The organism is Kitasatospora sp. NPDC001095, from assembly GCF_053598615.1.
In genome coordinates this window covers 97438-118586 of record NZ_JBSFKQ010000002.1, presented here as the reverse complement: position 1 = coordinate 118586, position 21149 = coordinate 97438, and the positions used below count along the sequence as shown (strand labels likewise).

The following is a 21149-nucleotide window of genomic DNA, read 5'->3' as shown; positions in this document are numbered from 1 at the left end:
TCTGCCCGGATAACGTGCGCTGGTGTCCTGAAGGCGCTCGAATTGAGAGCTGCGTCACGCCGACCGTCACCCCCACCCATCCGACGGCGAGCCGACCGCGGCACCCTCGGGGTTGTAGACCCTGAACAAGTAGGACGTCCTAGCGCAAGCGCGCCGAGGGCGGACGCTGGGTAACGTTCTCGTGAGGGACGCCGTCGGAACAGGATCACCACCTGCCCCGCAGTGGGAGCGCACACCCACGCGCGCCCCGCGAGGCGGTGACCGGACCGGTCACCGGCGACCCCGGGCGGCCGGACAGACCGAGGAGTGAACGTGACCGTCAAAAGCACGGCGAGGGCTCGCAAGAAGGCGGCCCCCGGCGTCCCTGACACCCTCCGTGGCAAGGGCAAGGACGCCCAGCCGGAGCTCGTCCAGCTGCTCACGCCGGAAGGCGAGCGGGTCGAGAACCCGGACTATCCCCTCACCACCACTCCCGAGGAGCTGCGCGCCCTCTACCGCGACCTGGTGCTGGTGCGCCGGTTCGACGCGGAGGCCACCGCGCTCCAGCGCCAGGGCGAGCTGGGCCTGTGGGCCTCGCTGCTCGGCCAGGAGGCCGCCCAGGTCGGCTCCGGCCGCGCGATGCGCCCCGGCGACTACGCCTTCCCCACGTACCGCGAGCACGGCGTGGCCTGGTGCCGCGACGTCGACCCGCTGAACCTGCTCGGCATGTTCCGCGGTGTGAACCACGGTGGCTGGGACCCGAACGAGAAGAACTTCCACCTGTACACCATCGTGATCGGCGCGCAGGCCCTGCACGCCACCGGTTACGCGATGGGCATCACCAAGGACGGCGCCGACGACGCGGTGATCGCGTACTTCGGTGACGGCGCCTCCAGCCAGGGCGACGTCAACGAGGCCTTCACCTTCGCCTCGGTCTACAACGCGCCGGTGGTCTTCTTCTGCCAGAACAACCAGTGGGCGATCTCCGAGCCCACCACCACCCAGACCAGGATCCCGCTGTACCGCCGCGCCTCCGGCTTCGGCTTCCCGGGCGTCCGGGTCGACGGCAACGACGTGCTGGCCTGCCTGGCGGTCACCCGCTGGGCGCTCGACCACGCCCGCAGCGGCAACGGACCGGTGCTGATCGAGGCGTTCACCTACCGGATGGGCGCCCACACCACCTCCGACGACCCCACCCGCTACCGGCACGCCGAGGAGACCGAGGCCTGGAAGGCCAAGGACCCGATCACCCGGCTCCGCGCCCACCTGGACAAGGAGGGCCTGGCCGACGAGGAGTTCTTCGCCGCCGTCGACGCCGAGAGCGAGCAGCTGGGGCTGCGGGTGCGCGAGGGCGTGCGCGGCATGCCGGACCCGGACCCGACCCTGATCTTCGACCACGTGTACAGCGAGCCGCACGCGCTGGTCGATGAGGAACGGGCCGAGTACGTCGAGTACGCGGCCTCCTTCGAGGCGGGGGAGACCCACTGATGGCCGGTCAGCTGAGCATCGCCAAGGCGCTGAACGGAGCGCTGCGCAAGTCGCTGGAGAACGACCCGAAGACCGTCCTGATGGGCGAGGACATCGGCAAGCTCGGCGGCGTCTTCCGGATCACCGACGGCCTCCAGAAGGACTTCGGCGAGGACCGGGTGATCGACACCCCGCTCGCCGAATCCGGCATCATGGGCACCGCGATCGGCCTGGCCCTGCGCGGCTACCGCCCCGTCGTGGAGATCCAGTTCGACGGCTTCGTCTACCCGGCGTTCGACCAGATCGTCTCCCAGCTGGCCAAGATGCACGCCCGTGCGCTGGGCCACGTCAAGCTGCCGGTCACCGTGCGCATCCCCTACGCGGGTGGCATCGGCGCGGTCGAGCACCACAGCGAGTCGCACGAGGCGTACTTCGCGCACACCGCCGGTCTGCGGGTGGTCACCCCGGCCACCGCCCACGACGCGCACTGGATGCTGCGGCAGTCGATCGAGTCCGACGACCCGGTCATCTTCCTGGAGCCCAAGCGCCGTTACTGGGACAAGGGCGAGGTCGGCGACGCCGCCGACCTGGGCCTGCACGACGCCCGGATCGTCCGCTCCGGCACCGACGCGACGCTGATCGCGTACGGCCCGATGGTCAAGGTCTGCCTGGAGGCCGCCGCGGCCGCCGAGGAGGACGGACGCCGGCTGGAGGTCGTCGACCTGCGCTCGCTCTCCCCGGTGGACTTCGCCACCCTGGAGGCCTCGGTCAAGCGCACCGGTCGGGCCGTGGTGGTGCACGAGGCGCCGGTCTTCATGGGCATGGGCGCCGAGCTGGCCGCCCGGCTCACCGAGAAGTGCTTCTACCACCTGGAGGCGCCGGTCCTGCGGGTCGGCGGCTACCACGCGCCGTACCCGCCGTCCCGGGTCGAGGAGGCGTTCCTGCCCGACCTGGACCGCGTGCTCGACGCCGTCGACCGCGCGCTCGCGTACTGATTCCGGGGAGCGAAGATGACCACCGAAGTTCGCTCGCTCCGCGAGTTCAAGATGCCCGACGTGGGCGAGGGCCTCACCGAGGCCGAGATCCTCAGCTGGTACGTCAAGCCCGGTGACACCGTCACCGACGGGCAGGTCGTGTGCGAGGTGGAGACCGCCAAGGCGGCCGTGGAGCTGCCCATCCCGTTCAACGGGGTGGTCGAGCAGCTGCACTTCCCCGAGGGTGCGACGGTCGACGTCGGCACCGTGATCATCTCGGTCGCCGTCGCCGGGGAGGCGGGGGCCGCGGCTCCGGCCGCCCCCACCGCGACGCCGGCTCAGGCTCCGGCTCCGGCTCCGGCTCCCGCCGAGGAGACCGAGCCCGAGCGGCGCGAGGTGCTGGTCGGGTACGGCCCGCGCACCGGCGCCGCCCAGCGCCGGGCGCGGCGGACGACCACCACGAAGGTCTCGGCGACCGTGCCGGCCGTGCCCTCGGCTCCGGCGCCCGCGGCCACCCCGGCGCCCGTGGCCCCGGTCGCCACGGTCGCCGAAGTGCCGGGCGGAGAGCGGCCGTTGGCCAAGCCGCCGGTGCGCAAGCTGGCCAAGGACCTCGGCGTCGACCTGCGCGCGGTCACCCCGACCGGCCGGGACGGCGTGATCACCCGCGAGGACGTGCACGCCTTCGCCACGGCCCAGGCGGCTCCGGCCGTCCCGGCGGCCGCCGCGGCCCCTGCGGCCCCGGTGACCGAGGCCGTCGTGGCCGAGCCGGCCGCTCCGCAGGTGCCCGTGTCCACCGCGGGCGACGTCCGGGTGCCGATCAAGGGCGTCCGCAAGGCGACCGCGCAGGCGATGGTGGCTTCGGCCTTCACCGCCCCGCACGTCACCGAGTTCGTGCAGGTCGACGTGACCCGCACGATGAAGTTCGTCCGCCGGCTCAAGGAGAGCGGCGAGCTGGGCCGGGACGTCCGGGTCAGCCCGCTGCTGATCGTCGCCAAGGCGCTGCTCACCGCGATCAAGCGGCATCCCGAGATCAACGCGCAGTGGGACGAGGCCGCCCAGGAGATCGTCCTCAAGGGACAGGTGAACCTCGGCATCGCCGCGGCCACCCCGCGCGGCCTGATCGTCCCGAACATCAAGGACGCCGGGTCCAAGACCCTCGCGGGCCTGGCCACTTCGCTCGGCGAGCTGGTCGAGACGGCCCGTCAGGGCAAGACCTCGCCGGCCGACATGCAGGGCGGGACGGTCACCATCACCAACGTCGGCGTCTTCGGCGTCGACACCGGCACCCCGATCCTCAACCCCGGCGAAGCCGCCATCCTGGCCTTCGGGGCGGTCCGGGAACTGCCGTGGGTGCACAAGGGCAAGGTGGTGCCGCGTCAGGTGACCACGCTCGCGCTCTCCTTCGACCACCGCCTGGTGGACGGGGAGCTGGGCTCCAAGGTGCTGGCCGACGTGGCCGGCCTGCTGGAGCGCCCGAAGCGCCTGATCACCTGGGGCTGACGCCCCCGTAGGACGGCAGAAGGGGCCCTCCTCCGCACCACCGTGCGGAGGAGGGCCCCTTCGTCGTACCGCCCCTAGCGCTGGGGACGGAGTCGACGGACGGCGATCAGGACGCCGGCTCCGAGGGCGAGGAAGAGGGCGGAGCTGAGGGCGAGGAAGGTGTTGGTGGCGGAGGAGCCGGTCTGGGCCAGCTCGGGGGTGCCGGCCGGGGCCGTGGTGGCCGGGGCGGCGGGCGGGGTCGCCGACGCTTCCGGGGCCTCGGCGGCCGGCGCGGGGACGGTGTTCTTGTCGGCGGCGGGCTTGGCCGGGGCCGACTGGGCCTCCTTGGTGGGCGTGGCGGTGGGCTTGGGCCTGGCCGGGGTGGTCGGCTTGGCGGTGGCGCCGTCCTGGGGGTGGGTCACCGTGACCGGCTTGAAGCCCGAGTCGCCCGGCCCCTCGGAGCCGGCCATCTCGGTCGAGGCCAGCAGGTCGATCGTGGTCACGCCGGCCGGGGTGCTGGGGGCCAGCGCGTAGCGGAACTCGACGGCCACCGAGCTGTTGGCGGTCATCCGCTCGCGCTGGGAGCCGGTGATGTCGACGACGCGGGCGCAGCCGTCGATCAGGCTGAGGTCCTTCCAGGCGCCGGTGTAGTCCTTGTACTGGATCTTGACGTCCTTGACCCGGGCGGCCGCGCCCGAACCCGGGGTGTGGATGGCGAGGAAGGGCTCCATGCCGTGGGCGTCCTCGGCGGACTTGTTCACGATCTTGAGGGTGACCTCGTTCCAGCTGCCGTCCGCGGCCACCGAGGACTTGGCGGAGGTGATGGAGGTGTTGGGGGAGAGCCCGGGTACGTCGGTCGGGGCGTGGTACGCGCCGGAGATCCGGTGGTCCCCGCAGGCCCAGGCGGTGTCGGTGGCGAGGAACTGGACGCCGCCGGCGAGGACCGTGGTGGCGGCGAGGACGGCGATGCGGCGGCGGCCGGAGAGCGCGCGCTCGTTCTTCGCGAAACGGGTGATAACGGACGTACGCATGACGTGACTCCCCAGGGTCATGGTGCTGACGGTGTGAGTGGGTGAAGACGACCGGCTCCGCTCCTCCTGGGCGGAAGCGCCCCCCGGCTCTGCCGGTCTCGCTCTCCGTGCCTTCACCTGTATGGACGCGCATCCCCGTCGGGGGTTGCGGGTGGGTTTCGAGAAATTTTCGCCCGGTGGGGCCGAGGGCCGCTCGGCCCTACCGGGCGGCCGGTCAGCGCTGGTGGCGGAGCCGGCGGACGGCGATCAGGACGCCGGCTCCGAGGGCGAGGAAGAGGGCGGAGCTGAGGGCGAGGAAGGTGTCGGTGGCGGAGGAGCCGGTCTGGGCCAGCTCGGCGGTGGCGGTCGGCGCGGTGGCGGCCGGGGCGGCGTCCTTGGCCCGGTCCGCGGCCGGTTCGACGGCCGTGGTGGGCGCGGCCGTGGCGGGCGCGGGCTTGGCGAGGGTGGTCGGCTTGGCGGTCTTGGCGGGCTTGGCGCCCGGGCGGACGACCTTGACGGTGGTGCTCGCCGACTTGCCGGTGGCGGCCTCCCCGCTCCACGCGTTGGTGGTGAGCGTCACCGAGGCGAGGTCCTTCGGGGCCCCGGCCGCCAGGGTGATCCGGAACAGCGCGCGGCCGGCGTGGCCGTCCGCCAGCGGCTGGAGCAGCGGGGAGGTGTCGACGCGGACGGCCTCGCCGGCGCAGCCGTTGTCGGTGCCGAGCTTCGTCCAGGAGCCGCCGCGCATGACCTCGACCGTCACGTCCTTGGGGAGGAGGTGGGTCTTGCCGCCGGTCGCCTTCAGGGTGAGGCCCGGGGCCACCTCGTCGAACGCGGCCCCGGTGAAGTTGGCGAACTCCACGCCGAACTCGGTCTTCTCGCCGGCGGTCAGCGAGGTCGCGACCGGGGCGATGAAGGCGCTGACCGGGGTCCCGCTGTGCTGCCGGGCCATGGCCGCCTCGGAGACGACCGGGTTGTTCGCGGAATACGGGCCGTCGCAGGCCCAGGCGGTGTCGGTGGCGAGGAACTGGACGCCGCCGGCGAGGACCGTGGTGGCGGCGAGGACGGCGATGCGGCGGCGGCCGGAGAGCGCGCGCTCGCTCTGCGCGAAACGGGTGATAACGGACAGGCGCATGACGTGACTCCCCAGGGTCATGGTGCTGACGGTGTGAGTGGGTGAAGACGACCGGCCCCGCTCCTCCCGAGCGGAAGCGCCCCCCGGCTCTGCCGGTCTCGCTCTCCGTGCCTTCACCTGTATGGACGCGCATCCCCACGAGGGGTTGCAGACGGGTTCCGAGAAATTCTGGGTTCTGTCCGGCGGGCCTTCCAAGCCTCTCGCGTGAAGGTTGGTATGACCAGAATGGTCCGGAAAGTGCGGATCGTTCGGCCAGGTCGGTGACTTTCTCGCGGCCGTATAGGGGAGTCCCGGCCGCCCGGGTACGTCTCCGCTCCACCACCCGGGCGACGCCGGGTGACCGGATCCGGGAGGACGCACCCGTATGGCGCCTGGCAACCCTGGCCGTCTCGTCCGGAGTCTGGCCGCCCTCGTGCTGCTGTCCTCCGCCGCCCTCCCGGGCGCCCTGGAGCTGGCCGGCCCCTCGCCGTTCGCCGTGATCGGCCCGGGGTCCCCGGCCGACCGCGCGGTGCCCCCGCACACGGCCCTCCAGGCCGACCGGCGGGCATTCGCGGCCGCCCCGACCGTCGAGATACGCCGCACCGGCGACCCGGCCAACCGGATCACCCTGGTGCTGCTCGGCGACGGCTACACGGCCGCCGAGCAGGACCTCTTCCGGCAGCAGGCCGACAAGGCCTGGCACGCGCTGATGGACATCGAGCCCTTCCGCACCTACCAGGGCTTCTTCAACATCCGGCGGGTCGAGGTGGTCTCCCCGGTCTCCGGGATCGCCGAGACCGAGAGCCGCGGCCGCAAGCCCGCCACCCCGCTCGGCATGCACTTCTGGTGCGAGGGCACCGCCCGGCTGCTCTGCGCCGACGAGGCCGCCACCGCCCGGTACGCGGGGGACGGGGCCGGGCCCCAGTACCTGATAGCGCTGGCCAACTCCACCGAGTACGGCGGCGCCGGCGGCACCGGGGTGACCACCCTGGCGGGCGGCAGCCCGGACGCCGGGCGGATCATCCAGCACGAGATCGGGCACACCGTGGGCGACCTCGGCGACGAGTACGACAGCGCCCCGGACGACGCCGACTACCCGAACCTCGCCACCCTCAACGCCGACGACATGCGCAGGAAGCAGACCAAGTGGTGGCGCTGGCTGGGCGCCGAGTCCCCGGACGGGGCCGGCGTGATCGGGGCGTACCGCAGCGCCAACGGCCTCTACCGGCCGACCCGGGACTCGGTGATGCGCACCCTGGGCAGCGCGTACAACCTCCCCTCGCGCGAGGCGATCATCGAGGAGCTGTACCGCAGGGTCCGGCCGACCGACACCCCGGTGCCGCCACCCGGCGAGGTGTCCGGGCGGCCCCGGCTCGACGTCCGGCCGCTGCCGCTGAACGGCCCGCGGCAGCTGAAGGTGGAGTGGAAGGTGGACGGCGTCCCGGTGGCGCCGCAGTCCGCCGACGGCGCCTGGCTGGACACCGCCCGGCTGGAGCTGGCCCCGGGCCGGACGGTCACCGTGACGGCGACCGTCCGGGACACCACCGACTGGGTGCGGGACGAGGCCTTCCGGGAGCGCTACATGACCCGCTCGGTGTCCTGGACGCTGACCGGCTGAGGCGGGGCCGGGGCTGCGGCCGGGGCGCACGGGCCCCTGGTCCGAGCATCCGATCATGGGATGACTAGGCTGGTCGGACTATGACCGTGGAGCCCGCTCGTTCAGCCCCGTCCCCGACCGTCCCCGCTCCCCGGCCCACCGCCGAGCCCCCGGCCGCGCCCGCATCCGCTCGCAGCTCCGCGCTCGGCTCCGTGCCCGCGCCCGTGGCCGCGCCCGCTCCCGTGGCCGCGCCCGCTCCCGGGCTCGTACCGCCCGGCGGCCGGGCGGCCTGGCTGGCCTGGTCCGTCGGCGTCAGCGTCTACATCCTGGCCGTCATCCACCGCACCAGCCTCGGCGTGGCCGGACTGGACGCCGCCGACCGCTTCGGCATCGGCGCCTCGGCGCTCTCCACCTTCTCGATCCTCCAGGTGCTGGTCTACGCGGCCATGCAGATCCCGGTCGGCCTGCTGGTCGACCGGTTCGGGCCGCGGCGGGTGCTGATGCTCGGCGTCGTGTTGCTGAGCGCCGGCCAGCTGGCCTTCGCCTTCAGCTCGGCGTTCGGCCCCGCGCTGGCCTCCCGCGCGGTGCTCGGCTGCGGCGACGCGATGACCTTCATCAGCGTGCTGCGGATCGCCGCCTGGTGGTTCCCGGCGGCCCGGAACCCGTTCGTGGCCCAGCTGACCGGCCTGGCCGGGATGGGCGGCAACCTGGTCACCACCGTGGTGCTCGCCCGGGCGCTGCACAGCGAGGGCTGGACGCCGACCTTCACAGCGATCGCGCTGCTGGGCGTGGCGGTGTTCGCGCTGGTCGCGCTCCTCCTCCGGGACGCGCCGCCGCAGGCCGCCGTCCGGCCGGGGGCGCCCGGGGCGCGGCCGAAGGTCGGCCGGCAGGTGCTCGCCTGCTGGCGGGAGCCGGGTACCCGGCTCGGGCTCTGGATCCACTTCACCACCCAGTTCCCCGGCAACGCCTTCGGCCTGCTCTGGGGCCTGCCCTACCTGGTGCAGGCGCAGGGGATGTCCCGGGCCGGGGCCGGCGGGCTGCTGACCCTGCTGGTGCTCAGCAACATGACCTTCGGCTTCGTCTTCGGCCGGCTGCTCTCCGCCTCGGCGCGGGCCCGGATGCCGATCGTGCTGACCGTCGTCGGGAGCACCGCGCTCGGCTGGGCGCTGGTGCTGGCCTGGCCCGGCGGCCACCCGCCGACCTGGCTGCTGGTCGGGATCATCCTGGTGATGGGCAGCAACGGCCCGGCCTCGCTGGTCGGCCTCGACTACGCGCGCGCCCGCAACCCCGTCGAGCGGCTGGGCACCGCCTCCGGGATCGTGAACATGGGCGGGTTCATCGGGACGATGATCACCCTGTTCGGGATCGGCGTGCTGCTGGACGCGCTCTCCCCGGCCGGCGCCGGCGCGTACTCGGCCGCCGCCTTCCGCTGGGCGTTCTGCTGGCAGTTCGTCCCGCTGGCGGTGGGCACGGCGATGGTCCTGCGGCTGCGCCGCAGGGTCGCGGCGCAGCCGGGCTGAGCCCGGGGCCCGGGCTCAGCCCGGATCGCGGGCTTCGGGCTTCGGGCCTCAGATGGTGACCGAGAAGTTGGCCAGCACCCGTTCGGCCAGCTCCCGGTCGCCGTCGACGGTGACCGGGCCGGGGCGGCCGCGGCCGCAGGCGAGCCGCAGGTAGGTCTCCCAGTCCATGGTGAGCTGGACGTCCGGGGCCAGGCTGATCGACTCGTCCACGGTGCAGCGGCCGGTGGCGTCCACCCGGACGGTGCGCAGGAACTCCACCGGACCGGTGACGTCCAGCACCAGCACCGTCCCGGCCGGGGCCCCCGCCCTGTCGGTGACGGCCTTGGGCAGCAGCTCCAGCAGCAGGTCCCGGGTGATCAGGGCGGCCGGGGCGTCCAGGTTGCCCGGGACCTCCAGGGCCCGGCGCAGGTCCTGCTCGTGCACCCAGACGTCGAAGACCCGCATCCGCAGCAGCTCGTGGTACGGGAAGTCCCTGGCCAGCGGCCCGGCCGGCCAGCGCACCAGCTCCTCGGGCGTCTGCTTGGCGTTCCGCAGCGCCCGGGAGCGGCGGATGATCGTGTACTCCAGCTCGCTGGTCATCTCCAGCGCGGTGTGGCAGCGGCGCTTGTCCACCGGCAGTTCGATGTAGCGGGCGAACTCGGTCGTCACGTGACGGAGGTCACGCGGCAGCGAATGGATCGGGCGGGGGTCGCCGAGCAGGTCGGACTCGACCGCGATCACGTGCGAGACGATGTCCCGGACGGACCAGCCGGGACACTCGGTGGCCCGGTTCCAGGAGCCCTCGGGAAGGGGGGCGACCAGCTCCGATATGGACTCGATGCTCTGGGTCCACGCTTCGGTGTAAGCCTGCACGGTCTGGTTGTCCGTCACGGGAATCTCCGGCCCTCCGTCAGCTTCCTTGCCGCCTGTGCCCCGCTGTCACGGCCGACCGGGATGGTCCGGCTTTCCGGGCGCACACGCTAACCGCACGTTACGCTGCCGGGTGACAGCTGGGCAGCGCTTTCGGGTGACGATCGTAGGACTCTTGCCGTGGACGGTGGTACTGTGCGCGCTTCATTGATCCAAATCGCGGTCTCCGACGCGGAGCCGCCCGCCGAGCGGAGGGCTCGGGCGGCGGCCCTGGTGCGGGCGCAGCAGGGCGCCGATCTGGTGGTGCTCCCAGAGCTGTGGCCGCTCGGCGGCTTCGCCCACGACCTCTGGTCGGACGGCGCGGAGACCCTGGACGGGCCCACCTCGGACGCGATGTCGGCCGCCGCCCGGGCCGCCGGGGTCTGGCTGCACGCCGGTTCGATCGTCGAACGCGATCCGGACGGGCCGATCTACAACACCTCGCTGCTGTTCTCCCCGGACGGCGAGCTGGTGCACACGTACCGCAAGATCCACCGCTTCGGCTTCGACAGCGGCGAGGCGGTGGTGATGGGCGCCGGGCAGGAGATCGTCACCGCGCCCACCGACTTCGCCACGCTGGGCCTGGCCACCTGCTACGACCTGCGCTTCCCCGAGCTGTTCCGGGCGCTGCTGGACGCCGGCGCGCAGCTGCTGGTGGTCCCGGCGGCCTGGCCGGCGCGGCGGCGCGAGCACTGGACGCTGCTGGCCCGGGCCCGGGCGGTGGAGGAGCAGGCCTTCGTGCTGGCCTGCAACACCGCGGGGACGCACGCCGGGGTCGAGCAGGCCGGGCACAGCATCGTGGTGGACCCGTGGGGCCGGGTGCTGGCCGAGGCGGGGGCGGACGAGGAGGTCCTGACGGTCGAGTTCGACCCGGCCGAGGTGGCGAAGGCGCGCGAGGAGTTCCCGGTGCTGCGGGACCGCCTGCTGGGGATCCCGGCACCGGTCCAGCGCTGAGCGGGGGCGGGGCCGGGGCGCGGTGGAGGGCGTTCCGGGAGGGTTGGTTCGTACCTGGGTCGGTCGGGTTTGAGAAGATGAGCACTCGTCGTGTTCCCCGCCGGCCCGTACGAGGGCCGGCACGGTAGGCCGCCCGAGGAGATCGCGCCCATGCCTGACGACGGCGCAGGCGACACCCCCCGCCCCGTCATCCACCGCAACAGCCTGCGCGAGCAGATCGCCGGCGCGCTGCGCGAGGAGATGATGGCCGGCCGACTCGCGGCCGGCCGCAACTTCACGGTCAAGGAGATCGCCGAGCTGTACGGCGTCTCCGCGACCCCGGCCCGCGAGGCCCTGGTCGACCTCGGGGCGCAGGGACTGCTGCGGGCCGAGCACCACCGCGGCTTCACCGTGCCCGAGCTGGGGTGGGACGACTTCCTGGAGATCTTCGAGTCCCGGGTGCTGATCACCGACAGCTTCCACCGCCAGTACGCCAGCCGCCGGGCGCTGCCCGACCTCAGCCGGCTGCCCTCGCTGCACCGCCGGGCCGACGCCGCGGTGCGGGCCGCCCGGGCGGGGAACCTGGACGTGATGGTGGGCTGCGACCGCAGGTTCTGGCAGGAGGTCGGCGGGCTGCTCGGCAACCGCCGGATCGCCGACTACCTGGACTGGCTGCGGGTGCAGTCCTGGATGTTCGCCGCGCGCTACCTGCGGGAGCTGCCCGCGCTGGGCGGGATCTGCTGGGAGCGCCACTGCGACCTGGTCGAGGCGATCGAGGCCCGCGACTCGCTCGGCGCGCACCGGATCATCTGCGAGTACAACCTGTACACCGTCCGGCTGCTCGCCGGGCTGGCCGGGCAGCCGCTGGAGTCGGTGACCGTCCTGGAGCTGCTCACCGAGTTCACCGGGGAGGACCCGCCGCCGGTGCCGGTCGAGCCCCCGCCCGCGCCGCCGGTGCCGGACGCGCCGTCGGAGCCGGCCACCGGGCCCGGCGCCGACCCCGGTGCCGAGCGGAGCCGCCGCGGCGACGAGGTGGGCCGGGAACTCGGCCGTGAGCTGGGCCTCGGCCTCGGACTGGTGCCGCAGCCGCGCACGATCCCGCACGGTCGGTTCGGCCGACGACTTCCGTAGGGCGTGTCCGATCCCGAAGGGCGTGTCCGACGATTCGCGCCGGGCGGGCGTTGTCGGACACGCCTGGATCGGCACGCGAGGAGGGCCCGAGTCGCCCGCGGCGCCGGGCCGGTAGGGTGGGCGGTCATCGGACCGGGCGCCTGGTGAAAGGGCCGTCCGGGTACCGACCCAACCCCGTCGTCGCCCCGTCTCCGCGGGCGATCCACGCCTCCGGAGAGGAACTGCCGGCCATGGCCTGCGACCTCTGGCTCGTCCCGCTGGTGGACGTGCTGAGCCACAGCCCCGACAACCCCTTCCGGGACGACCTCGCGCTCTACAACTCGGTGCTGGCCTCGCGCGGGCTGCCCGAGGTGCCGGTCTACCGTTTCGTCCCGGGCATCAGCGGTGCGGTCGAGCCGATAGCCGCCTTCGACTACGACTCGCTGCACTTCCTGCGCCGCGCCTACCTGTTGGGCCTCACCGGCCTGGACATCACCCCGGTCGACGCGCTCGGCGGCGACTACGAGCAGCTGCTGGAGATGTTCGAGAGCAGCGCCGAACAGTCGCACCTGGTCTGGCACTTCGACCACGCGGGGGCGTACGTGCCGGTCGAGTTCGCGGCGCCGCTGGTGGACGACACGCTGCTCGCCTCCGGCGGACCGCTCGGCTCCAGCCACGGGCTGCTACGCGAACTCCAGGCCGTCGCACCGGCGCTGGGCATCGACCCGTTCAACCCGCCGGGCCCGACCCGGCCGCTCGGCCCGACCGGCCTGGAGCAGCCGTTCGGGCCGCCGATCGACGACGTCCACCCCTTCGCCAGGGAGCGGCACGCCTGGTCGGGCCTGTACGCGGCGGCGACCAGGAGCGTCTCCCAGGGCTCGATGATCGTCTTCGCCTGACTCCGACCCCGCCCCCGGCTCCGATCCGGCACCCGTCCGGGACCCCGCCCCTGTCCGGGCACTTGACCCTCCGTATCCCCGATCACTACCGCAGCGGCCCCTCCGGCGGCCGCTGGCGCGGCATGGTGGGCCGGGTGCCCGGCGGCGGCAGCACCCGCACCTGGGCACCCACCCCGGGCTCGCTGCGCCCGCCCCAGGCCCCGCCGGACTGGGTGGGCAGCTGGGTCATCGAGGCGCGGAACTCCAGCATCCACTCCGAGGTCTCGGAGCGGACCATGTCCGAGACGTCCTCGCAGAACCGGCGCAGCACGCCCAGGCAGCGCTCGGCGGCCTCGCCCGCGGTGCCCTCGGTCGGGCCGAGCACCTCGCGCACGCACTCCGACGCCCAGTCGAACTGGAACGCCTCCAGGCGGCGTTGCAGCGCCTGCCCGGTGGAGACGTCCCGCATCCAGCCGGAGGTGAGCCCGAAGACCCGGTCGGCGGCCAGGCTCGCGGCGGAGAGCGCGAAGCCGACGTAGCCCCAGCCGGTGCCGTGCGGGAAGGCTCCGGCCAGGCCGAGCAGCGGGGCGGTCACCCCGCCCACCGCGAAGCCGGCCGCGGCGAACCGCAGCAGGCGCGCCCAGCGGCGCTTCCAGACCCGGTCCCGGCGGTACCACTCGATCGCCTCGACCGCCCGCTCCTCGGACCACCGGTAGAGCTCCTCCAGCCGTTCGGCGGGCTCGCCCCAGTCTCCGAGCGGGAACTGGCGGGTGCTCAGATCGGCTCGGTGTCGGGTGGAGGCGCGTCGGACGACGGCGGCGACGGGCTGGTCCTCCTCACCGATCTCCTTGCCCCAGGCACTCTCCTCGGGCTGCATTTCCGGCTGGCTCACCTGTGGGGCTCCCTGTGGCGGGCGGACTGCTGGTTCTGTCGGCGCAACGGCTGACGTGGTGTCCGCCGGTGGTTCTCCAACAGCACTTCTTACCGCCAAATGGCTGACCGTGGGGGCGCTTCTCCGGTGATCGTTACCGGTTTCGGCCAACGGAACCCGAGGTGGGCCGGTTGCGGGAGGCGGCGAGATTTCACCCGTCCGAGCGAGGGTCCGGTTACCCGCCGTCGTGACCCGGCCACCGACCGCCGAACCGCCTCCGCCGCACTTGGAGGATCCTCCGACGCGCCCGGCGTACGGAGCCCTCCGCCTGGACGATCCGACGGGACCGGAGAGCGGCCGGAACAGGCCACCGACTACGCTGCCAGGCGTGAAGGTCCTCGTCATCGGCGGCGGCGCCCGCGAACACGCCCTGTGCCGCTCCCTGTCCCAAGATCCTGCAGTGACCGAACTGCACTGTGCCCCCGGCAACGCCGGGATCGCGCAGATCGCGACGGTCCACCCGGTCGACCAGCTGGACGGCGCGCAGGTCGCCGCGCTGGCCGGCCGGCTCGGCGCCGCCCTGGTCGTGGTCGGTCCGGAGGCCCCGCTGGTGGCCGGCGTCGCGGACGCCGTGCGCGCCGCCGGCATCCCGGTGTTCGGCCCGTCCGCCGCGGCCGCGCAGCTGGAGGGCTCGAAGGCCTTCGCCAAGGACGTGATGGCCGCGGCCGGCGTCCCCACCGCGCGCTCCTACGTCTGCACCACCGCCGCCGAGGCCGCCGAGGCGCTGGACGCCTTCGGCGCCCCGTACGTGGTGAAGGACGACGGCCTGGCCGCCGGCAAGGGCGTCGTGGTCACCTCCGACCGCGAGGCCGCGCTGGCGCACGCCGCCGCCTGCGAGCGCGTGGTCATCGAGGAGTACCTGGACGGCCCCGAGGTCTCGCTGTTCGCGATCACCGACGGCACCACCGTCGTCCCGCTCCAGCCCGCCCAGGACTTCAAGCGCGCGCTGGACGGCGACGAGGGCCCCAACACCGGCGGCATGGGCGCCTACTCGCCGCTGCCGTGGGCGCCGGCCGGGCTGGTCGAGGAGGTCCTGGAGACCGTCCTCCAGCCGACCGTGGACGAGCTGCGCCGCCGCGGCACCGAGTTCTCCGGCCTGCTGTACGCGGGCCTGGCGCTCACCTCGCGCGGCACCCGGGTGATCGAGTTCAACGCCCGCTTCGGCGACCCGGAGACCCAGGTCGTGCTGGCCCGGCTGCGCACCCCGCTGGCGGGCGTGCTGCTGGCCGCCGCCGAGGGGACCCTGGACCAGCTGGAGCCGCTGCGCTGGGACGAGGGCGCGGCCGTCACCGTGGTCGTCGCCTCCGAGGGCTACCCGGCCGCCCCGCGCACCGGAGACCCGATCGAGGGACTGGCCGAGGCCGAGGCGGACGGCACCGCGTTCGTGCTGCACGCCGGGACGAAGGCGGACGAGGACGGTCGGGTGCTCAGCGCCGGCGGCCGCGTCCTGTCGGTCACCGCGACCGGCGCCGACCTGGCCGAGGCGCGCGAGCGCGCGTACGCCGCGGTGGGCCGGATCTCCCTCAAGGGCGGCCGGTACCGCACCGACATCGCGCTGAAGGCGGCCACCGCCTGAGGCGGGCCCGTCCACGCCCTCCGCGGCCCCCGTGCGAACCGCTCGCACGGGGGCCGCGGTGCGCGGGAGCAGGCGGTGCGCGGGGCGGCCCCGGCGGGGGCGGGCCGGCTCCGGACGAGCGGGTCCGCCGGTCAACCCCAAGGGCGCAGCCTCCCGGGCGTTTCGCGGCTGGAGCGGCCGCGGGGGCGGACGTACCGTTCGGCCGACGGATTCCAGCCCATCGGGTGACAGCACCCGCATCCGGCTGACGCGACCGGCCGCCCGGCCTTATGGTGCGCTGGATCGCGGTGCGCGGGGCCCGCGCGCCGGGGTCGCCGCCGGGTAGCGGTGCTCCCACGGGGGGATGCTGGACGGCGTCCGGCCGGGCGGTCGTCCGGGTGCTTCGCACCGGACCGGTCGCCGGCGGCCGGGCGGCGTCACCGGAACAACCGGGCGGTGTCACCGGGACGAGTGGAAACCGGGGTGATCCGGAACATCCACCCGGACCGGGGCGTCGAAAATGTCAGTAGCGCCACGCAGCATGCACTACCGGGGATCGGACACCTCCGCTTCCCGGTCGGAACTGATCGTTTCGAGTCGGCTCAGGGCCCGAAGCCGGGCGCCCGAGGGCTCCGAAGGGGGTGCCGCACCGTATGGCCGCAGTCGACACCGCGCGCGCTCACGCCCAGGCGGTCCTGCGGGTCCGAGGCCTCGCCCGGGCCGCCGCCGCCCTGCCCGCCGCCGTCGCGGTGGTCCTGCTCGCGGGCCGGTTCACCGGCCGGATCGGTGCGCCGGGGGCCGCCGACGCGGCGGGCTGGGACGCCGCACGCTGGGCGGTCTGCGCGATCGCCGCGCTGACCCTCCTGGTGGCCGGGTTCACCGCCCGCGCCCTGCGCCGGGCCGTCCCGCCGCGCACCCCGGCCGTCCCGCTGGACCGGGCCGAGGCCCCCGAGCTGTACCGGCTGATCGACGAGCTGGCGGACCGGCTGGCCGTGCCGGCGCCCTCGGCCGTCGCCCTCACCCCGGACTGCGACAGCTGGCTGGAGGACCTCCCGCAGGCCCGGCGGACGGCCGCACCGAGTCCGCCGAAGGGCGCCCCCGGGGCGCCCGCTCCCGTCCTGGTGCTCGGCTCGCCCTTCCTGTGGTGGATGCGGGCCGGCGAACTGCGCGCCCTGCTCGCCCCCGTGGTGGCCGGCACCGCCGCCTCCGCCGACCCGGAGATCGCCGCCGCCCGGCGCTTCCTGCGCAGCCTGGACGCCTGCCTGGACTCCGGCGGCGGCGCGGCCCCCGGCCTCGGCGGCGGCTCCCTGGCCGCCCCGCCCCGGCCGCCCCGGCGCGGTCCGGCCGCGTTCGCGGACCGGGTCGTCCGCCGGATCGTCCGCCGCCTGCTCGGTGCCTGCCGGGGCCACTCCGCCGAGCTGGAGCGCTCGGTCGCGAGCTGGGCCTCCGAGCATGCCAGGACGGTCGACTACGGCCTGCGGATCGCCGCCCAGGAACAGGTCGGCCTGGCCTACGCGGGCTGGGACCGGCTGCTCACCAGGGTGGCGCTGCCCGCCTGGCGGCTCGGCCGTCACCCGGCGCACCTCAACGCCGGCGTGGTCTCCGCGCTCACCGAGCTGTCCCGGCGCGACCGGCTGGCCGACGGCTACGGCAGCAGGCTCGGTGACCGCCCCGCCTGCGACCTGCTGGAGGAGCCCGGCACCGTCGACCGGGCGGTCTCCCGGCTCGCCGCCGAACTGTTCTTCGGCCACCCGGCGGCCGGCGTCTGGCACGAACTGGAGTGGGCCGACTACCCGGCCGAGGCGGTGGACGCCGGCTGGCGGGCGGGCGCCGCCGCCCTGCAGACCGCCCTGGACCGGCTCGCCCCGCAGGCCCGCCCCGGCGCCCCGACCCTCACCCGGCTGCTGGGCCGGCTCGCCGAGGGCGACGGCGAGCTGCTGGCCGCCGCGCTCGCCGCCCAGCTGGCCCGCACCACCGCCCCGGCCCCGCTGCTCGAACCCGAGCGCAGCGGCCGCGACCTGCTGGTCGAGCACGTCACCGCGATGGTCTGCTGCGCCGCCGTGGACACCGCGGGCGGCACCCCCGGCCTGGACTGGCTGGACGGCCCGGTGCTGCTGCTCGGCGGGGTGCGCCGCACCGACCTGGCCGGCCCGGTCGCCCAGGCCGTCGAACAGGGCCAGGACGGTCCGCTGCGCGCCTGGCTGGACGCCGCCGACGTCCGTCTCGAGAAGCCCGTCCGCCTCTGACGTCCCAGGCGTCCCGGGAGGGCGCTCGGCACTCCCGTACGCGCCCCCAAATGGGTCGGCCGCCGGGAGTCTTCGCAGGCCGGAGGCCCTGTCCGGGAGGCGCGCGAGATTCCCTGCACCAATCGCTACCGGAGGGTGACGTTGCGCCAGCAGTCTGTGGTGTATTAGACCGCACGCACATCCGGGGGGCACGTGCCAACCGGGCGGAAGTGCACCTGGGAGGGGCGCGTGGGGACCGAACTCAACGGCCGCTGGGAGTCGGGGACGCACGCCTACAGCGTCTCCGACCCCTTCGGCCAGGGCCCGCTGCCCTGGCTGCGCAGCCCGGACCAGTACCTGGCCGGGGCGGAGGGCGCCGTCCCCTGGTACGTCTCGGTGGACGCGCCGGGCCAACAGCCGCTGGCCGCGGGGGCCCGGCCCAAGCCCACGGTCGGCAGCCCCCAGGGCGCCAACGACGTGGACCAGCAGATCAAGGGCTTCGCCTCGGCCGGGGTGGTCCGCCCCGGCGGCTCGGTGGACTTCCGGGTCACGGTGAACCCGCCCCGCGAGTTCACCGTGGACGTCTTCCGGATCGGCCACTACGGCGGCGACAACGCCCGCCACATGACGTCCAGCCCGCTGATCTCCGGCCTCGCCCAGCCCGCCCCGCTGGTGGTCGACCGGACGGTCTCCTGCCACCACTGGTGGCACTCCTGGCGGCTCCAGATCCCGGTGCACTGGAAGCCCGGCTCGTACGTCGCCGTGCTGACCACCGCCGACATGCTGCACCGCAGCCACATCCCGTTCACCGTCCGGGACTTCGAGGACCGGGCGCACACCGCCGAACTGCTCCTGGTGCTCCCGGACGTGACCTGGCAGGCGTACAACCTGTTCCCCGAGGACGGCCGCACCGGCGCCAGCCTCTACCACGCCTGGGACGGCCGGGGCGGCCTGGTCGGGGAGCCGGAGGCGGCCGTCACCGTCTCCTTCGACCGCCCGCACGCCACCGCCGGACTGCCGCTGCACGTCGGCCACGCGTACGACTTCATCCGCTGGGCCGAGCGCTACGGCTACGACCTCTCGTACGCGACCGCCACCGACCTGCACGCCGGCCTGGTGGACCCGTCCCGGCACCGGGCGCTGGTCTTCCCCGGCCACGACGAGTACTGGTCCGAGCCGATGCGCCGGGCCGCCGAGCGGGCCAGGGACGGCGGCACCTCGCTGGTGTTCCTCTCCGCCAACACCATGTACTGGCGGGTAGAACTGTCCGCCGCCGCTTCCGGCGAGCCCAACCGGCTGCTCAACTGCCGCAAGCGGCAGAAGGTCCCTCCCGGCAGCCCGGCCGCCGGGGCGCCCGGCGCGGCCAGCGCGCTGTGGCGGGACGCGGGCGAGCCCGAGCAGCAGCTGCTCGGGGTGCAGTACTCGGGGCGGGTCGCCGCGCCCGTCCCGCTGGTCGCCCGGCACACCGCGCACTGGCTCTGGGACGGCACCGGTCTCCAGGAGGGCGACGAACTGCCCGGGCTGGTGGCCGGTGAGGCCGACCGCTACTACCCCAAGGTGGCCCTGCCGGACCACATCGAGCGGGTGCTGCTGGCACACTCGCCCTATCAGGACCTGTCCGGCCGCACCCGCTTCCAGGAGACCTCGCTGTACCGGGCGCCCAGCGGCGCGTACGTCTTCGCGGCCGGCACCTTCGCCTGGTCGCCCGCGCTGGGGCGCCCCGGCCTGACCGACGAACGGATCCAGCGGGCCACCGCCAACCTGCTGGACCGGCTCTGCAAGAACTAGCGCGGCGGCCGGGGAACCGGTGGCCCGGGAACCGGCGGACGGTGGCCGGGGAACCGGTGTTCGGCGGCCGTGAAAGACTGCGGGGGCAGTGACCTCCCCTTTCGCGGTGCCCCCGCCCGCGAACGACCCCTGAGGACTGAACACCTTGAGCGGATTTGTCACCAAGCCCGAGCCGGTCCAGGTACCCGGCCTGGTCCACCTGCACACCGGCAAGGTGCGCGACCTCTACCGCACCGAGTCGGGTGAACTGGTCATGGTGGCCAGCGACCGGACGTCCGCCCACGACTGGGTGCTGCCGAACGAGATCCCGGACAAGGGCCGCATCCTCACCCAGCTGTCGCTGTGGTGGTTCGAGCGGATCGCCGACATCGTCCCCAACCACGTGATCTCCACCGAGGTCCCGGTCGGCGCCCCGGCCGACTGGAAGGGCCGCACGCTGGTCTGCCGCAGCCTGGAGATGGTCCCGGTCGAGGCGGTCGCCCGCGGCTACCTGGCCGGCTCCGGCCTGGCCGAGTACAACGAGAGCCGCACGGTCTGCGGCATCGCGCTGCCGGAGGGCCTGGAGAACAGCTCCGAGCTGCCCGGCCCGATCTACACCCCGGCGCTCAAGGCCGAGGTCGGCGAGCACGACGAGAACGTCTCCTACGAGGAGACCGCCCGCCGGATCGGCGCCGAGCTGGCCGCCCAGCTGCGCCGCACCACCCTGGACGTCTACGCCCGGGCCCGGGACATCGCCCGCGAGCGCGGCATCATCCTGGCCGACACCAAGTTCGAGTTCGGCCTGCTGGACGGCGAGCTGGTGATCGGCGACGAGGTGCTCACCCCGGACTCCTCCCGCTACTGGCCGGCCGACGACTACCAGCCGGGCCGCTCGCAGTCGTCCTTCGACAAGCAGCTGATCCGCGACTGGCTGGTCTCCCCGGCCTCCGGCTGGGACCGCCACAGCGAGCAGCCGCCGCCCGCGCTGCCAGCCGAGATCGTCGAGCGGACCCGCGCCAAGTACATCGAGGTGTACGAGCGGCTCACCGGGACCACCTGGGCCTGAGTCCGTCCGGACCGCCCGCGAGCGCCGGGGATCCCTCAGATCCAGCCGTGTTCGCGGGCGATCCGCACCGCCGCGTGCCGGTTCTCCGCGCCCAGCTTGGTGGCCGCCGAGGACAGGTAGTTGCGCACGGTGCCCTGGGAGAGCGAGGCCCGCTCGGCGATCCCGGCGATCGTGGTGCCGTCGGCGGCCAGCTCCAGGACGTCCGTCTCGCGCGGGGTCAGCGGGCTCTCGCCGGCGCTGATCGCGTCCGCCGCCAGCTCCGGATCCACGTACCGGCCGCCGGAGCGCACGGTGCGGATGATGCCGGCCAGGTCCGCCGCCGAGACGGTCTTCGGCAGGAAGCCGCGGATCCCGACCTCCAGCGCCCGCTTCAGGTAGCCCGGGCGGCCGTGGCCGGTGACGATCATGCAGCGGCAGTCCGGCAGCACCACGCGCAGCTGGGCGGCCACCTCGATGCCGTCCTTGCCCGGCATCTGGAGGTCCAGCACCGCGACGTCCGGGCGGTGCGCCAGCGCCATCGCCAGCGCCTCCGGACCGGAGCCGGCCTGGGCGACCACCTCGATGTCGTCCTCCAGCGAGAGCAGCGCGGCCAGCGCGCCCCGGATCAGGTGCTCGTCGTCGGCGAGCAGGACACGGACGGGCGCGGCGTTCTCGGTCAT

General features: G+C 74.2%; 17 protein-coding genes. 12 read left to right on the top strand and 5 right to left on the bottom strand.

Translation table 11 applies throughout. The features are described 5' to 3' along the window. The first annotated feature begins 312 nt into the window (after window positions 1–312). The 3 genes from pdhA to ACWDBB_RS02395 are packed head-to-tail and all read left to right on the top strand — an operon-like array spanning window position 313 to window position 3920. The gene (gene pdhA / locus ACWDBB_RS02405) at window positions 313–1467 is read left to right on the top strand and encodes a pyruvate dehydrogenase (acetyl-transferring) E1 component subunit alpha (RefSeq protein ID WP_392921220.1); all 1155 of its coding nucleotides are present in this window, start codon (window positions 313–315) and stop codon (window positions 1465–1467) included. Continuing rightward, a complete protein-coding gene (locus tag ACWDBB_RS02400; RefSeq protein ID WP_449787860.1) occupies window positions 1467–2441 on the top strand; it encodes an alpha-ketoacid dehydrogenase subunit beta in 975 nt (324 codons plus the stop codon). Before pdhA ends, ACWDBB_RS02400 begins: the two co-directional genes overlap by 1 nt. Window positions 2442–2456: 15 nt before the next feature. After that, a complete protein-coding gene (locus tag ACWDBB_RS02395) occupies window positions 2457–3920 on the top strand; it encodes a dihydrolipoamide acetyltransferase family protein (protein WP_449787859.1) in 1464 nt (487 codons plus the stop codon). Between the two features lie 74 nt (window positions 3921–3994). On the opposite strand, the gene ACWDBB_RS02390 is transcribed toward ACWDBB_RS02395, so the two are convergent. Both ACWDBB_RS02390 and ACWDBB_RS02385 read right to left on the bottom strand, forming a co-directional pair. Continuing rightward, a complete protein-coding gene (locus tag ACWDBB_RS02390; RefSeq protein WP_449787858.1) occupies window positions 3995–4930 on the bottom strand; it encodes a hypothetical protein in 936 nt (311 codons plus the stop codon). Between the two features lie 214 nt (window positions 4931–5144). Beyond that, window positions 5145–6041, bottom strand: a complete 897-nt coding sequence (locus ACWDBB_RS02385) for a hypothetical protein (RefSeq protein ID WP_449787857.1) — start codon at window positions 6039–6041, stop codon at window positions 5145–5147. Between the two features lie 364 nt (window positions 6042–6405). On the opposite strand from ACWDBB_RS02385, the gene ACWDBB_RS02380 reads away from it, so the two are divergent. Then, window positions 6406–7638 (top strand): M64 family metallopeptidase, encoded by a 1233-nt coding sequence (locus ACWDBB_RS02380; protein WP_449787856.1) that lies wholly within the window; start codon window positions 6406–6408, stop codon window positions 7636–7638. Between the two features lie 191 nt (window positions 7639–7829). Then, window positions 7830–9137, top strand: a complete 1308-nt coding sequence (locus ACWDBB_RS02375; RefSeq protein WP_449787855.1) for an MFS transporter — start codon at window positions 7830–7832, stop codon at window positions 9135–9137. A gap of 48 nt (window positions 9138–9185) precedes the next feature. Here ACWDBB_RS02375 and ACWDBB_RS02370 read toward each other — a convergent pair whose 3' ends face one another. Further along, window positions 9186–10007: a maleylpyruvate isomerase family mycothiol-dependent enzyme gene (locus ACWDBB_RS02370; RefSeq protein ID WP_449787854.1), complete on the bottom strand. Its 822-nt coding sequence runs from the start codon at window positions 10005–10007 to the stop codon at window positions 9186–9188. 174 nt (window positions 10008–10181) lie between these two features. Between ACWDBB_RS02370 and ACWDBB_RS02365 the strand changes: the two genes are divergently transcribed. The 3 genes from ACWDBB_RS02365 (at window position 10182) to ACWDBB_RS02355 (ending at window position 12967) form a co-directional block, all read left to right on the top strand. Further along, a complete protein-coding gene (locus tag ACWDBB_RS02365) occupies window positions 10182–10979 on the top strand; it encodes a carbon-nitrogen family hydrolase (RefSeq protein ID WP_392868598.1) in 798 nt (265 codons plus the stop codon). A 150-nt stretch (window positions 10980–11129) separates the two neighbouring features. Next, complete coding sequence (locus ACWDBB_RS02360) at window positions 11130–12089, top strand: GntR family transcriptional regulator (RefSeq protein WP_449787853.1); 960 nt, start codon at window positions 11130–11132, stop codon at window positions 12087–12089. A gap of 230 nt (window positions 12090–12319) precedes the next feature. Further along, entirely contained in the window at window positions 12320–12967 is a 648-nt protein-coding gene (locus ACWDBB_RS02355; RefSeq protein ID WP_392868594.1) for a hypothetical protein, read from the top strand. An 85-nt stretch (window positions 12968–13052) separates the two neighbouring features. Here the strand turns inward: ACWDBB_RS02355 and ACWDBB_RS02350 are convergent, their stop codons facing one another. Next, window positions 13053–13838, bottom strand: a complete 786-nt coding sequence (locus tag ACWDBB_RS02350) for an SLATT domain-containing protein (RefSeq protein WP_449787852.1) — start codon at window positions 13836–13838, stop codon at window positions 13053–13055. Window positions 13839–14205: 367 nt separating this feature from the next. Between ACWDBB_RS02350 and purD the strand changes: the two genes are divergently transcribed. The 4 genes from purD (at window position 14206) to ACWDBB_RS02330 (ending at window position 20490) form a co-directional block, all read left to right on the top strand. Beyond that, window positions 14206–15453 (top strand): phosphoribosylamine--glycine ligase, encoded by a 1248-nt coding sequence (purD, locus tag ACWDBB_RS02345; protein ID WP_449787851.1) that lies wholly within the window; start codon window positions 14206–14208, stop codon window positions 15451–15453. Between the two features lie 632 nt (window positions 15454–16085). Beyond that, window positions 16086–17678: a hypothetical protein gene (locus ACWDBB_RS02340; RefSeq protein WP_449787850.1), complete on the top strand. Its 1593-nt coding sequence runs from the start codon at window positions 16086–16088 to the stop codon at window positions 17676–17678. 228 nt (window positions 17679–17906) lie between these two features. Further along, complete coding sequence (locus ACWDBB_RS02335; protein ID WP_449787849.1) at window positions 17907–19445, top strand: N,N-dimethylformamidase beta subunit family domain-containing protein; 1539 nt, start codon at window positions 17907–17909, stop codon at window positions 19443–19445. 145 nt (window positions 19446–19590) lie between these two features. Next, window positions 19591–20490, top strand: coding sequence for a phosphoribosylaminoimidazolesuccinocarboxamide synthase (locus ACWDBB_RS02330; protein WP_449787848.1), 900 nt, complete (start codon window positions 19591–19593; stop codon window positions 20488–20490). A gap of 35 nt (window positions 20491–20525) precedes the next feature. On the opposite strand, the gene ACWDBB_RS02325 is transcribed toward ACWDBB_RS02330, so the two are convergent. Beyond that, window positions 20526–21149: a response regulator gene (locus tag ACWDBB_RS02325; protein WP_449787847.1), complete on the bottom strand. Its 624-nt coding sequence runs from the start codon at window positions 21147–21149 to the stop codon at window positions 20526–20528.

Excerpts from the sequence above, each read along its gene's own strand:
- ACWDBB_RS02385 (WP_449787857.1), bottom strand. The coding sequence starts at position 6,041 with ATGCGCCTGTCCGTTATCACCCGTTTCGCGCAGAGCGAGCGCGCGCTC.
- ACWDBB_RS02355 (WP_392868594.1), top strand. The coding sequence starts at position 12,320 with ATGGCCTGCGACCTCTGGCTCGTCCCGCTGGTGGACGTGCTGAGCCAC.
- ACWDBB_RS02400 (WP_449787860.1), top strand. The coding sequence starts at position 1,467 with ATGGCCGGTCAGCTGAGCATCGCCAAGGCGCTGAACGGAGCGCTGCGC.
- ACWDBB_RS02390 (WP_449787858.1), bottom strand. The coding sequence starts at position 4,930 with ATGCGTACGTCCGTTATCACCCGTTTCGCGAAGAACGAGCGCGCGCTC.
- ACWDBB_RS02340 (WP_449787850.1), top strand. The coding sequence starts at position 16,086 with ATGGCCGCAGTCGACACCGCGCGCGCTCACGCCCAGGCGGTCCTGCGG.
- ACWDBB_RS02380 (WP_449787856.1), top strand. The coding sequence starts at position 6,406 with ATGGCGCCTGGCAACCCTGGCCGTCTCGTCCGGAGTCTGGCCGCCCTC.
- ACWDBB_RS02325 (WP_449787847.1), bottom strand. The coding sequence starts at position 21,149 with ATGACCGAGAACGCCGCGCCCGTCCGTGTCCTGCTCGCCGACGACGAG.
- ACWDBB_RS02360 (WP_449787853.1), top strand. The coding sequence starts at position 11,130 with ATGCCTGACGACGGCGCAGGCGACACCCCCCGCCCCGTCATCCACCGC.
- ACWDBB_RS02395 (WP_449787859.1), top strand. The coding sequence starts at position 2,457 with ATGACCACCGAAGTTCGCTCGCTCCGCGAGTTCAAGATGCCCGACGTG.